Origin of the sequence: Lentisphaera araneosa HTCC2155 (assembly GCF_000170755.1) — a bacterium.
GTDB classification, from domain to species: domain Bacteria; phylum Verrucomicrobiota; class Lentisphaeria; order Lentisphaerales; family Lentisphaeraceae; genus Lentisphaera; species Lentisphaera araneosa.
This window is the reverse complement of the sequence record NZ_ABCK01000025.1, coordinates 1-13,484: the sequence shown is the minus strand read 5'-3', so window position 1 is coordinate 13,484 and position 13,484 is coordinate 1. Positions and strand designations below refer to the sequence as shown.

Annotated in this window: 14 protein-coding genes and 1 pseudogene; 14 read left to right on the top strand and 1 reads right to left on the bottom strand. The window is 32.1% G+C overall.

Going from position 1 to position 13,484, the window contains the following annotated elements:
• The first annotated feature begins 353 nt into the window (after nt 1-353).
• From LNTAR_RS19520 to LNTAR_RS19430, 14 genes and pseudogenes are all read left to right on the top strand, one after another.
• Entirely contained in the window at nt 354-674 is a 321-nt protein-coding gene (locus tag LNTAR_RS19520; RefSeq protein WP_162026430.1) for a hypothetical protein, read from the top strand.
• A 117-nt stretch (nt 675-791) separates the two neighbouring features.
• Complete coding sequence (locus LNTAR_RS19515; protein ID WP_007280482.1) at nt 792-1,118, top strand: hypothetical protein; 327 nt, start codon at nt 792-794, stop codon at nt 1,116-1,118.
• A gap of 535 nt (nt 1,119-1,653) precedes the next feature.
• Nucleotides 1,654-1,938: a hypothetical protein gene (locus LNTAR_RS19510; RefSeq protein WP_007280481.1), complete on the top strand. Its 285-nt coding sequence runs from the start codon at nt 1,654-1,656 to the stop codon at nt 1,936-1,938.
• Between the two features lie 676 nt (nt 1,939-2,614).
• Nucleotides 2,615-3,079, top strand: coding sequence for a hypothetical protein (locus LNTAR_RS19500; protein WP_007280479.1), 465 nt, complete (start codon nt 2,615-2,617; stop codon nt 3,077-3,079).
• Nucleotides 3,080-3,626: 547 nt separating this feature from the next.
• Entirely contained in the window at nt 3,627-4,025 is a 399-nt protein-coding gene (locus tag LNTAR_RS19490) for a hypothetical protein (RefSeq protein WP_007280478.1), read from the top strand.
• 53 nt (nt 4,026-4,078) lie between these two features.
• Nucleotides 4,079-5,098, top strand: coding sequence for an ankyrin repeat domain-containing protein (locus LNTAR_RS19485; protein ID WP_007280477.1), 1,020 nt, complete (start codon nt 4,079-4,081; stop codon nt 5,096-5,098).
• A gap of 83 nt (nt 5,099-5,181) precedes the next feature.
• Entirely contained in the window at nt 5,182-5,481 is a 300-nt protein-coding gene (locus LNTAR_RS19480) for a hypothetical protein (RefSeq protein WP_007280476.1), read from the top strand.
• Nucleotides 5,482-5,563: 82 nt separating this feature from the next.
• Nucleotides 5,564-5,917 (top strand): hypothetical protein, encoded by a 354-nt coding sequence (locus LNTAR_RS19475; protein WP_007280475.1) that lies wholly within the window; start codon nt 5,564-5,566, stop codon nt 5,915-5,917.
• A gap of 290 nt (nt 5,918-6,207) precedes the next feature.
• Nucleotides 6,208-6,378 (top strand): hypothetical protein, encoded by a 171-nt coding sequence (locus LNTAR_RS27355; RefSeq protein ID WP_157473730.1) that lies wholly within the window; start codon nt 6,208-6,210, stop codon nt 6,376-6,378.
• 1,819 nt (nt 6,379-8,197) lie between these two features.
• A complete protein-coding gene (locus tag LNTAR_RS19465) occupies nt 8,198-8,854 on the top strand; it encodes a hypothetical protein (RefSeq protein ID WP_040915370.1) in 657 nt (218 codons plus the stop codon).
• Nucleotides 8,855-8,920: 66 nt separating this feature from the next.
• Nucleotides 8,921-9,274: a hypothetical protein gene (locus LNTAR_RS19460; protein WP_007280472.1), complete on the top strand. Its 354-nt coding sequence runs from the start codon at nt 8,921-8,923 to the stop codon at nt 9,272-9,274.
• A pseudogene (locus LNTAR_RS19455) lies at nt 9,267-10,707 on the top strand (transposase). Before LNTAR_RS19460 ends, LNTAR_RS19455 begins: the two are co-directional and overlap by 8 nt.
• A 931-nt stretch (nt 10,708-11,638) precedes the next feature.
• Nucleotides 11,639-12,016: a hypothetical protein gene (locus LNTAR_RS27605; RefSeq protein WP_007280467.1), complete on the top strand. Its 378-nt coding sequence runs from the start codon at nt 11,639-11,641 to the stop codon at nt 12,014-12,016.
• A gap of 79 nt (nt 12,017-12,095) precedes the next feature.
• Nucleotides 12,096-12,647, top strand: coding sequence for a hypothetical protein (locus LNTAR_RS19430; protein ID WP_007280466.1), 552 nt, complete (start codon nt 12,096-12,098; stop codon nt 12,645-12,647).
• Between the two features lie 330 nt (nt 12,648-12,977).
• On the opposite strand, the gene LNTAR_RS19425 is transcribed toward LNTAR_RS19430, so the two are convergent.
• A partial coding sequence (locus LNTAR_RS19425; RefSeq protein ID WP_007280465.1) for a transposase occupies nt 12,978-13,484 on the bottom strand: 507 nt, incomplete at its 5' end.

The window sequence follows — 13,484 nt, the reverse complement described above, 5'->3', positions numbered from 1 at the left end:
CATCGTGAAGGCATTACAAAACTCACAACATCACTGCTATCTTAAAACCATGAAAAACTTAACCATCCCCGACAAACTCATCGTACGCACAAAACCATGTTAGTATAGAATAAATTTAAATGTCAGAAACGATTATCCCATGAATCGCGGATGCACACATTCACAATGATCAGAACTTAGATAATTTTAGAACGATATTGAATCAGAAATAATTATCTCAAATGATCAGATTTTATAAATTAAAAAACAAAAAAAGACGAAATACTAACCAAAAAATCGAACTGATATTTTCGTTTTGAATCAAATTTTAAATAGAAAATACAGCTCATTTAGGTCGTTATACTACAAAAAAAATGACAAATAAAAGCACCAAAAGAACCGTAAATCAGTCTTCTAATATGACTAATATAATTTCTTTCTTATTTAGTTTATTTGGGGTTTTCATGCCAACTATAACTACAAAAGTAATTGGCTCAGGCACCGATATGGGTGGTATCGGTGTAGGTATATTCGGCTTATTACTAGGTTGTGCTTTAACAATCATTTGCTTCGTATTTGGATTAATTATATCAAAAAAATCAAATAATAAAAAAGGAACTTTTTATCTAATCACGACTTTAAGTAATGCACTATGTATACCAGCTGCTTGGTTCGTCCTGATTGCACTAAATTAAAAAATCAAAACAAAGTATAACAAATCACTGGAGTAGATACTTTCGTTTGGAGTCAAATTTTAAACAGAAAGTACTACTCAGTTCAGACGTTAGACTAAAATAAAATGGAGCAATATAATGTATCCCGATGCTTGGAAGGATGATCCAATAGTTGATATAGAAATTGAAACTATTGACTCCAAAGAAAAAGTTAGAAAATTCAAAATTTTATTAGCAAAACCAGTTGAACATGAAGGTTACTTTTACTCTCATGCTAAATTCAAAGGATTAAACTTCTCACCTACCCCACAATTCGGAGAAAATAGTTTACATGCATTATGTAAAGGTATTTCTAACATTAAATCAGAGTTGAGAAAATATATAGAAAGTCACAAAATGGTTCTAAAGTACAACAATGAAATCATGGATTTAGAGTCATTTGAAAAATTCTTTGAAATCAAATAAAAACAAAGTCTAACCAAGGATCGGAGTTGAGATTCTCGTACCTCGAATCCAACTCAATCCAGACGTTCTGTAGAATAAAGAATAATGAAAGAAACGACGATCCAATAAATCGCGGATGCACACATTTAATCTTATCTGAAGCTAGAAATTCTAGAGCAAAAGTTGAATCCTCAATTTAGAATTATGCTAAGTCAGCAATAATCTTATAGAAATAAAAAATAGAAAATAGAAAATACAGAACCAAAAGCTGGAAGGAAGATTTTCGCTAAGGCTCAAATCTCCCTCAGCTTAGACGTTAGTATAGAATAAATTTTAATGGTAGAAACGATTATCCAATAAATCGCGGATGCATGAATTTAGAATTATCTGAACCAAGAATTTGTTAGAACAAATTGAATCTGAAGTTTTAAATAAAAAACAAGAAATAGAAAAAAAATACTAACCAGAAACTGGAGTTGATACTTTCGTTGTGAATCAAATTTTAGATAGAAAGTACGAACTCAGTTTAGACGTTAGGTAATCAACAATAAACACAATGATCGCAACATTAATTATACTTTTTGGAGCATTCCTCATAATCGGAACTTGGGCTGCATTTGCAGGATTTCCAATTGTAATTTTTGGGATAATAATAGCTCATTATAATCATCACAGAGCCAATAAAAAAGATGATAAAGAAAAAGCGGAATCAGCAAAACAAATATATAAATTTGGTTATCTTGTAATCGTACTAGGTATTTTATATATCGGATTAATTACAGCTTTATATCATACATCAATTGAACAAAATTCAGAAAAAATAGAAACGAAACAAACCTAACAAATCACTGGAGTAGATACTTTCGTTTGGAGTCAAATTTCAAATAGAAAGTACTACTCAGTTCAGACGTTCTATGGAAATAAAGTAAAAAACACTCAATGTCTTCAATTATAATTTTAACTATCCTGAGCGGACTTCGATATCAGTCTATTTATAAAGGAATTGATGATAATAAAATCAAAAATTTCTTTCTTAAACATGCTGTTATTCATATAACTGCGTTACCATTTGCACTATACATTTTTTTTGAATTTATAAATTTAGAAATAGTAAGTTCATATGTAATTTATGGAATCCCATTGTTAGTTTTAGGGATACAGGATTACTGGCTAATGAAAACAAAAAAGAAAATGATATCCCAAATAAATGAAACATAGAACAAGAAAATGCACCTGATACTCTCGTACCTCGAGTACAGGTGATTTAAGTCGTTCTGTAGAATAAAGAATAATGAAAGAAACGACGATCCAATAAATCGCGGATGCACACATTTAATCTTATCTGAAGCTAGAAATTCTAGAGCAAAAGTTGAATCCTCAATTTAGAATTATGCTAAGTCAGCAATAATCTTATAGAAATAAAAAATAGAAAATAGAAAATACAGAACCAAAAGCTGGAAGGAAGATTTTCGCTAAGGCTCAAATCTCCCTCAGCTTAGACGTTAGTTGAACATATAATGATCAAACAACTTTCAAGTCTTAAAACATTTTCAGTCTTTGGATTAATTTTCAACTTCCTGAGCATAATCATGGCTCCAGCCATGTTAACTTCTAGTCAAAAAGTTGCAGCAAGAGGTCCTATCGGACCAGAACGATTTCAGATATATTATTTACTACCTTTAGTAATAGGAGTAATCACAAACTTATTAATTTACTTATTGATTAGAACCTATTTTAAGAAACATATTTTAAATAAACCTCTTCTATCAACAATATTGATTATTCATACAGTTTTATTTTGGGTAATGTTTCTATTATTTCTAGACAGTAGAAATGAAACGGCACTGATGATCATATTTGCTAATTTAGGAATAATCTTACCTAATTTATTTTTAACCAACATTTCAACACTTATATCAATTTATAAGAAATCAGAAATAGAAACACAACTAACAAGAAGCCGGAAGGAAGATTTTCGCTAAGGCTCAATCTCCCTCAGCTTAGACGTTAGGCTGTAATAATAATGAAAAAAGATAAAGATCATTTTGGATTAGGAACATTATTTGGCATAATTCTTTTTGGAATAAAAATCATATCAAATGATTCGTTGCTCATTCAAATTACTGAAAAGAATTATTATCAACCCTCAAAAGTTGCATGTGTTCTATTTTTAATAATTGTTGCCATATACTTATTTTTGAAAATTTTTAAAGAATATAAACACTTTACGAAATTCATAAAAACTTATATAACTTTAGATATAGCCATATTAATAATTATCTTTTATATAGATATATTTTTCGATAAATACTTTTCTTATAAATCTAGATCATACTCAAGGTACAATTTTTCTGGACTGTACCCTTTAATAATCTTTATCTGTACATTCTATAGTTTAATCACATCTATCAAATCACTAAAAAATAAGACAATAGCCTAACAAGAAACTGGAGTTGATACTTTCGTTATGAATCAAATTTTAGATAGAAAGTACGAACTCAGTTTAGACGTTAGTCGGTAATAATAACAATGAAATTTCTATACATTTTAATAATCATTCTAGTCATTGGGTGTAAGTCCAAAAATGATAAATCCGAAGAGCCAAACGAATTAAATACATCAGCAAAAACTGTGCAAAAAACAATTACTCCTGAACATATACAACCATTATATACAGAATTAAGTCAGCAAAAAGGCTTAATTAATTTGGAGGAATACGAAATAACTAATGACGAAATTAAAGTAAATGAGTTTATATATTTACCTTTACCTAGTAGAACCTTAATTGGCAACGATCTTAACGAGTATGCTCTATTATGTAAAGAAAATTCTAAGAAATGGTACTTGCTACTAAGAGGTGGAATTAGTGACCATTACTTTATATATGAAAAACGACTAACCAACAAATCGAAGGAAGATCTTCGCTAACGCTCAGATCTCCCTCATTTAAATCGTTAGTGTACAATAAAAAAGGACAAATAATGAAACAAATAGCAGTCATTTTACTCACCTTTCTTCTATCATCATGTTCAACAGATGAGGAAAAATTTTCTAAATACAAGGTAGCTATAGAAAATAAAGATTATTCAAAAGCAGAAAGTATCATTAAAGATCCAAAAATAGCATTATATAAGACCGTAACAGGTGAAACCCCGTTAATTATCGCCATTGAAAACGACAATTTAGATTTAGTTAAAATATTAATTAAAAAAGGTGCTGATGTTAATAACATTACATCATCATTCAGAACCCCATTATTAAAAACTAAGAGTCTAAATATTGCTAAAGAATTAGTCAGTAATGGCGCTAATTACAATTATAATTCTCCTAATTATGGAACTGTCCTACACACTGCTGTAAGAAAAGACATCGAACTATTAAGTTATTATTTAAAGTTAGGTGTAGACGTGAATTTAAAAGCAAAAGTTCAACAAGTAACTGCTTTAGATGTCGCATACAAAAAGAATGTAGACAAGACGATTATTGAATTGTTAAAAAAGTATAATGCAAATAGTTCATTTACAGACGATTTTGACTCTGAATTATATGATTCACTTGAGTCTGCAGTAGCTTTTAATAATATTGAAAAAACTCATAAGTATTTGAATATGAATGTTACCTTTGATTATTCGTTATTCGATAAGGCAGTGCGATATGGTAGTACTGAGTGTGTAAAAATATTACTAAAGAAAAAAAATCTAATCGATCGTTCGATACTAGATAACATCACATATAGTGGTGTCCCCTCAGAGTTAGCGCTTATTTTGATCGAAAATGCCAAATTAGACGATTTAAATGAAATTGATGAAGATGGAGGAACCTTACTACACTCATGTGTTGTAATGGATAGACTTGATTTGATAAAAGCTTTAGTGAAACACGGGGCTGATATAAGTATCAAAGCTACAAAGTATGATCGTAAAAATTTGACTCCTTTAGAGTATGCAAAGAAAAAAGGAAATAAAGAATTAGTAACTTATTTTCAATCATTAAAACACTAACCAAAAGCTGGAAGGAAGATTTTCGCTTAGGCTCAAATCTCCCTCAGCTTAGTCGTTAGATCAGATATAAATAAGGAAAGGAAATGGAAAACACATTTGGGAAAGCATACGTAAACATATTGAAAGTATTTACACTTATTATGTTAGCTCTTATTGGGTATATTTTATTAAAGGAATTCTATAAAGTCTTCATAAAATACACTCCACTTATATGTGGAATTATTCATATAATTTTATGTATTACATCCTTAATTAGAATCAAACATTTAAAATTAAGTGATAGTGCACAAGCATTATGGACACTAATCATTTTAACTATTCCAATTATTGGTCCAATTGTCTCTTCATATATGACATCAAATATTGAAAAAAATAGAAAATAGAAATAGATCTAACCATTAGATGCACCTGATACTCTCGTACCTCGAGCACAGGTGATCTAGGACGTTAGGATATAAAAGAAAAATGACAACTATACAAATTTTCCAATCAGCATTTGGTGCTCTTGGTATCCTAGCATATGTAATATGGGGGAGAAAATTCATCATTCTGAAGCAGGCCAAAAGATTCAACGAAATGTATAAAATAACATCACTGACTATTAAAAAATCTGGTCTAATTGAACAAAATATGCATTTTGATTATATCGCCTTTGATGACAATTATTGTTACACAAACTTTCCAGTTTTTCCATTCTTTATCTATAAATTAGAAATTATAGAAAGAGATGATAAAAATTTAACCCTCACATATAAAGGCGGGACATATAAATTACGGATAATGAGTAAAGAAAATATCCTAACCAACGAATCGAGCTGATACCTATGTATGTCATGAAACATGTTACGGTATCATCTCTTGACGTGAAACATGTTTCACGCCAAACAGGTACCAGCTCATTCTGGATGTTCGGTAAAAAATAAAAAATGATAAATAACATAATTGAATTCAATAAAAAATATCAATTCAGAATAATTTTGGTGCTAGCATTAGCACTGAAATTAACAGATAACTATCCGATATTAGATTTTATCGTTTTCTTACTTTGTAGTCTATTCGTAATAACTGTAGTCATTACGAATGTAACATCGTATATAAAATGGATCAAAGTGAAAAATGATGCACAAATAATTATTGAAGAAGGCTTTGGTATCGATTATATAAACGACGAAATCAAAAAAATTGAAAATAATAACACATTGTCGGATAATAAAAAAACAGAGATTATCAACAAAATGAAAAACGCGATTGATAGCCTTAACCAAACACAAAAGAATTAAACAAAAAAAACCGAACCAAGGGTCGCAGTGAATACTCTCGTACCTCGAGTATCACTAAACCCAGACGTTAGATTGTAATAAAATTAAAAATATATTTTATCTGATCACGTCATCTAGAAAGCAAATCATCCTAAGCTCAGAGTCATATTTTCAAACACAATCTATAACACACAGTCTTAATCTGTATAAATGCGAAGTCAGCATTTCACCAGAAGTAAACGCAAACTATGCATCAAATATGATTCCGAGTAAATGCGGAATCAGCAATTGATCGAATCAGAATTTGAATCAAAATAAATCTAATTATCAGCAATTAAAAACATAAAATCTAACCATTAGATCCACCTGATACTTTCCTCTGGCACTCAAAATGCGGAGCATTTTTCATGCCATCAGAGTACAGGTGATCTAGGTCGTTAGTTTGTAATAAAATTAAAAACAAATTGTAGAAATGAGAGTCCAAATAAATCGCAGATGCACGAAGTTAGAATTATCTGAAGTAAGATGATTTTAGAACAAAATCAGATCTGAATTCATTATCTCAAATGAAAGAATTTTATAAATATAGAAATCAGAAATAAAAGACAAAAACTAACAAACGGATCGATCTGATACTTTCGTTGTGAGTCACAATTTAGATAGAAAGTACAAATCATCCTGGACGTTAGTATATAATAAATTTAGATGATAGAAACGAGAATCCCAGAATCGCGGATGCACGAATTTAGAATTATCTGAACCTATAATTTTAGAGCTAAATTGAATCAGAAATGCTGATCTGATAATGATCAGAATTTTTAAATAAAAAACAAGAAAAAGAAAAAATACTAACAAACGGATCGATCTGATACTTTCGTTGTGAGTCACAATTTAGATAGAAAGTACAAATCATCCTGGACGTTAGATCAGAATAAAATTCATAAGAATTGATAGAAATTCGCATCTTAAAAAGCGACTCACTTTATTCTTGGAATCACAGAATTAAGCTGCATAAATGCGAAGTCAACAATTCACCAGAAGTAAACGCAAACTATGCATCGAATACGATTCCAAGTATATGCGGAATCAGCAAATAAAAAGAAATAAAAGTCTAATTATCAACAGTAAAAAAGAAAAGATCTAACAAATCACTGGAGTAGATACTTTCGTTTGGAGTCAAATTTTAAATAGAAAGTACTACTCAGTTCAGACGTTATGTAGGAAAATAAAAAACGAAAAATGAACATAGAATTTGGCTAGTAATTATCACAACAAACGTAAACAAGTTTCCAAACCAAATATCCAATTAAGAAGTCTTATCAAATAACCTGGGAGGTCATACCGCTAACCCAGGGAAAACTAGACTGGATCTTATCAAAGTATTATCAATACGAAGTAGATTTTATCCAAAATTAAATTGATGTTATATCAGCAAATATTGAATCAACACTTATAAAAAATAAAGAGACTAATACATAACAAATCACTGGAGTAGATACTTTCGTTTCGAGTCAAACTTTATATAGAAAGTACTACTCAGTTCAGACGTTAGATCAGAATAAAATTCATAAGAATTGATGAAAATTCGCATCTTAAAAAGCAAGTCACTTTATTCTTGGGATCACAGAATTAAGCTGAGTAAATGCGAACTCAGCAATTCACCAAAAGTGAACGCAAACTGTGCATCAAATAAGATTCCAAGTATATGCGGAATCAGCAAATGAAAAGAAATAAAAGTCTAATTATCAACAATAAAAGAGAAAAGATCTAACAAAGGGTCGCAGTGAATACTCTCGTTCCTCGAGTATCACTAAACCCAGACGTTCTACATAAATAAAATATGAATACACTTACACAACAAATATCCGAAACCCTGCTACCTGGTATGTACTTACCAGATCCACTAAAAAAATTATTTGACTGGATAGAGCATAATAAGCTTTACACAGATCAAGCAAATGGCAGAACAGGTTTTTTATTTCCTGAAGATAAATTAAATGAAAGTTGGACAGATGAAGAACGAGAAGGAGGAACTTTAGTTTACTTTTATCCAGAAGGTAACGTAAACTTAAAATATTGGTTTGGACACGAAAAACCAGATGTTATGAATCGGCTTTGTGTATTCGCTAAAACAGGTGGAGAAGGTTCACAAGCTGCTTTATGGTTAGACGATGATGGAAAACAAAAAATTATTCATATGGGATCAGGTTCAGGATCTGTTTTATGCTGTGTCTTGGCAGAAGATCCAATAGATTTTCTACGTTTACTTGCCATTGGATACGACGAGATTTGCTGGAACTCTGAATTCTCCTACCCTCCAAACTCAGATCCTGATGAATGCCATATCAAGCCAAATATTGAATTTCAGAATTGGGTACAAAAGGAATTTAATACCACTATTCCTCAAACAGCATTAGAAATAGTTAAACACCCTGACGAAATGGGAGATGAAAAAACAAAAGATGAATTCAATCAATGGGTTAACAAAATAGTGTAGAACCATTAGATCCACCTGATACTCTCGTACCTCGAGCACAGGTGATCTAGGACGTTAGGAGATAAAATGAAACAAATACTTTATATATTAATTTTAATATCAAACACAATATATTGTTCTGAAAAAATTATTGGAAAACATACGGAAATTCCTATTTCTAAATTGGAAGAACATCTAGAAATAAAAATACACCATAGTCATTTAGTTTTTCAATCTAAAACTCCTGTACATATGAATATCATTATTGAGTATAGATCTGAAATATCAGGTAAAATTGAACATTCTATTCTAAACTCAACAAACAAAGCTAAACAACATGAGTTTAGTTACATAGCAACAGATCAAATTGAAGAGTACGAACCTTTAAAAGACTTAATACGAAAAAGATATAATAACCTAAGAAGTACGAATTGTGTATAAAAGCTTCACTGGGTGGGTGAAAAGTGGAGTTTGGGTTAAATTAGCTTCGACCAAAAAACCTCAACCCAAAAACCACGTACTTACGATGCCCAAGAAAATCAAAAAAACTAGAAAATCCAAGAAAGAATGTCGAAGAAAAATCAAAAAAATTGGAATCACCACAAACTGCTTAAGTTCTCAAGCAGGATTAGCACCTTTTGTTAATTTCATTAATGGCACAGGTATTTGTGATGAGCTCGCACAGGTATTTAAAGATCTAAGAAAAAGCAAGAAAGGCATAGAGCTTGAAGAAGCTTTTTTACAGCTTGTACTCTTTTTTGCGGACGGTCGTGAAAGTAGTTTAAACACCTTTGATACGCTGAAGGAAAACGAAGCTTGGCAAAAACTTTTAGGCTGTGAAGTTGCTCTAGGTACGGCTGCATTAAAAAGAATCCTTCACAAAGCTTATACAGTAGATGTTGAGATGATTCGTCCTTTAATCCGCAGGGTTTTTCTTAGTGCGCTCAAAGCTAAAAATCCGAATAAAGTCATTCTCTTTCTAGACTCCAGTGTCTACGATAACGACGGCGCTAAATGCCGCGCGGGAGTAAAATGTACCTACAAGAAAAAGAACGCTATCACCCAATCAACCTCATATGGGACGGCATGTATATCGATACTTATTTCCAATCAGTCATTGCTCACAAATCACGATGGGGTTGCTATTGAGATGTACAGAAATCGTACCATGATTCGTGAAATCTTGAGAGACATTCAGTCATCGTTCGATGGATGTGTTATTACGATCAAAAGATTTTTGCTGCTTGCGACGCGCTTAAAATCAACTTTATTTGTGCAGGGAAACGCTATTCAGATCACAAGATTCATGCCAATACAAAACTCGAAAACTTCGATGGCGTCTATCGTAAAAAAGCTTGTACTTGGCATTACCTTACTTTTCAGAACGTCGTAAATCTTGGCCCAAAGAGATGGCGTATCGAGCTTTGTTTTTACGGCCTACAGAAGAGAATGGCGAAGCTTTATTAGGTTTAGAAAGTCGTATTATCCTTACAAATCTTGACGTAAAATCTTGCTCCGATCAAGAAATAATTGATTATGATCATTCCCGCGGAGCTGATGAACTCACTCACCGTGCAGCTAAAGATTTCGCAAGTGAGAGGATGCCATGTCTCGACTTTCACGCTAACTCCCTTTGGTACTCAATGGGTATTGTATCCTTCAATCTCTTTCAGATTTTCAAACGCAACATTGCGGGTTTTTCTTGGAACTGCTACCCCACTACGGTACGTCGTAAACTTTTTGATTTAGCAGGAAAAATCATTAATAAAGGACGCTCATTGACACTCAAAATTACCCCATGGAAAATGAGGGAGTTGAAATTTGATCAAATATGGGAGAAATCACTTACGCCTTGGGTTCTTCCTGTTCTTTAGTTGCTGAATATACATTTTAAAAACGGGTGCTTTTCAATAAGCGCCAGGATCCTCACGCCCAAATAATGGATGAAATACACAGAAATCACAATCTGAAGATCGAAAAACTCCATAAACTGATCTCTGGAGCAATGGAGTCAAATTGATAAACGAGATGGACTTCAAGGAGAAAAATCATCCCTTTTGTAATGCCTAAAATAGTCTATACACGCGTATCACGACCTTTGGGAAATAAAATCGTACGATTTAGGAATAAACAAATTTCTTTATATCATAAAGAAATTTACAATAAACCTATCGACAATTTCACTCTCCTAGGATCCTTTATTAAAAAGACAATTATCTTAGACCCTAGCTTTTTAGAGAATAATTCCATAATTTATAATCTTGGTGATATTTCCACAGACGTAGATCAAAAACAAAATATTTTTGAGCAGAAAGCAACAGGTAAATCTGATGATCGATTTATTAAAATATATATCCTATTCACTCATAAAAAGGAAAACTCCTAACAAGAAACTGGAGTTGATACTTTCGTTGTGAGTCACAATTTAGATAGAAAGTACGAACTCAGTTTAGACGTTAGTGAAAGATAAAAAATGAGTGAGAACCGATTCAAAATAAAGTGTCAATTACAAAAAAAACTGAATAAAGGTTCATGGAAAATGAATCCTTTTTGGAATCACAAAAAATAAATCAATCAAAAAAGATAAATCAAAACTTTGAAAAGAAAGAATTTTATCTGACTTTATAAAATGCTGAATCAGCAAAATATTAAAAAAAATTATATCCAAAATGGGAATCACTAACCAACGAATCGAGCTGATACCTTCGTATGTCATGAAACATGTTATTATATAACTCTTTAAGTAGAAACATGTTTCACGCCAAACGGGTACAAGCTCATTCTGGATGTTAGAGTAACAACAAAATGATTAAACATTTATTAGCAATCAGCTCACTTATCTACTATTTCTTTTATACGCTATTTGCTCTTTTTACACACATTGCTTTCACCATAAGTTTTTTTCCTGAAAGCGTCATGGAATTGATTAGTAAAATGAACCAATACACAAACGTTCTAGGTGGTGTAGCATTTCCAATGTTGTTTATAGGATTTATGACTGATGCACTTAATTATTATTCTAGAGCATATTTTATAGCTCTAATCTTTATATCAATTTTTTGGTTATTCATATATCCATTTGGAACAGTTATGGCATCAGTAGTTATATTTTACTGTGTTCATAGAATTATAATTAATGAGAGAAAAATTAAAGAAAAAACTCTAACAAGAAACTGGAGTTGATACTTTCGTTGTGAATCAAAATTTAGATAGAAAGTACGAACTCAGTTTAGACGTTATACAACAAATTAAATAAAGAAATATGAACGAAATAAACCTTAAAACTGACTATCAAACTATATATAATTACATAAAAGAAAAAGTAGAACAATATAGTGATCCACAAATGGGTAATTCATCAGACCCAATAAAAATTATCCATCTAGGATTCCAATTTGAACAAGAAGGTTGGTTCACACTAGTCTTTGATACACGACCGAATGCTGAACCTGATGGAGAATGGACAACCAATTTTTATGAATCAATACTAAATTTATCACACTGGTCAAAAACAATTGATGAACATTGTGAAAATGATATTCCTTTCAAGGTTACAATTCTTGATGGTCAAAATATTATTTTTGATGGAATAGATCATGAAGATGACGAAGAAATTGACACAAATATTGTTAATCATATTGGGAATATGATCATAAAAATTATGAAAGAAGCAATGAATAATGGAGTATTTAATCAACTTAAGTTTGCTACAAATCCTACATTTGGAGTTGAAGAAATAAATGGTGAATTTGGTTGGCCAGCATATGATCAAAGATTAATTCAAGGAAAAATTGAAATAGAAAAAAATGTATAACGAATAAGATTAGATTTCGCTGATATTAAAGGGAACCCAAAGTAGCCGGAATCTTAATCAATGGTTGGACGAGCCCCATGCTCGGACCCCGCCCTATGTATTTAGCTTTTTAGCCTGAGGGAGATGAAGGGGTCAATTTTGCCCCAAAAAAGGCAATGGATACGCCTGTTTGACTAGATGGACTCACTACTTTTGTGAAGGTCGAGTCTTTTCCTAGGATTAATCGCAATCGAAAGATTTTTTGAAGGGCATTTATACTGAAATTCCTCAAATTTGGGCATAGGGGATCTATGACCCAAAGTTTTGTACTGAAAAAATTAATGAATAAACTTAGGAGATTGAAACTATAGGCGGCGAGCGTGCCCCTACTGACACTAAAGATTCTTGCTTGAGACGTCCTTCACTAATGACTCGGCCAATGGGCAGCATAATGCCCTGACAAAGACTGCAGCGTAGCGCAGGTAATTTTGGCGGAGGATCATTGGGAATTTTGACTTCCAGTAAGTTCTGCATAAGAAAGAGTTTTTTCTTGGCTGCAGGAGCGAGAAAACCGTATTCCCGCACGCGATGGAAGCCCCTTGGCAAGACGTGCTGAGCGAGGCGCTGTAAAAACTCCACGGGTCCAAAATCTTTGGAGTCCATCCGCTTGGTCTGCGAATCCTTATACCGCAGTCGAACTTTATCCTCTTTTTCGGACAAGGATTGCTCTGAAACTACACCTCGCATGAGGTAGCGACTAAGGTATTCGAGGGCATGAAGCCCTTGGCCTACACTTCGGCAATCCACATTCCACTTTTTTGCATAAAGCGAGGATTGGAAGCCAATTTTGTGCTCAGT

Coding starts and splice junctions, on each gene's coding strand:
- LNTAR_RS19480 (WP_007280476.1), top strand. CDS start 5,182: ATGGAAAACACATTTGGGAAAGCATACGTAAACATATTGAAAGTATTT.
- LNTAR_RS19465 (WP_040915370.1), top strand. CDS start 8,198: ATGAATACACTTACACAACAAATATCCGAAACCCTGCTACCTGGTATG.
- LNTAR_RS19430 (WP_007280466.1), top strand. CDS start 12,096: ATGAACGAAATAAACCTTAAAACTGACTATCAAACTATATATAATTAC.
- LNTAR_RS19475 (WP_007280475.1), top strand. CDS start 5,564: ATGACAACTATACAAATTTTCCAATCAGCATTTGGTGCTCTTGGTATC.
- LNTAR_RS19520 (WP_162026430.1), top strand. CDS start 354: ATGACAAATAAAAGCACCAAAAGAACCGTAAATCAGTCTTCTAATATG.
- LNTAR_RS19460 (WP_007280472.1), top strand. CDS start 8,921: ATGAAACAAATACTTTATATATTAATTTTAATATCAAACACAATATAT.
- LNTAR_RS19515 (WP_007280482.1), top strand. CDS start 792: ATGTATCCCGATGCTTGGAAGGATGATCCAATAGTTGATATAGAAATT.
- LNTAR_RS19485 (WP_007280477.1), top strand. CDS start 4,079: ATGAAACAAATAGCAGTCATTTTACTCACCTTTCTTCTATCATCATGT.
- LNTAR_RS27605 (WP_007280467.1), top strand. CDS start 11,639: ATGATTAAACATTTATTAGCAATCAGCTCACTTATCTACTATTTCTTT.
- LNTAR_RS19500 (WP_007280479.1), top strand. CDS start 2,615: ATGATCAAACAACTTTCAAGTCTTAAAACATTTTCAGTCTTTGGATTA.
- LNTAR_RS19490 (WP_007280478.1), top strand. CDS start 3,627: ATGAAATTTCTATACATTTTAATAATCATTCTAGTCATTGGGTGTAAG.
- LNTAR_RS19510 (WP_007280481.1), top strand. CDS start 1,654: ATGATCGCAACATTAATTATACTTTTTGGAGCATTCCTCATAATCGGA.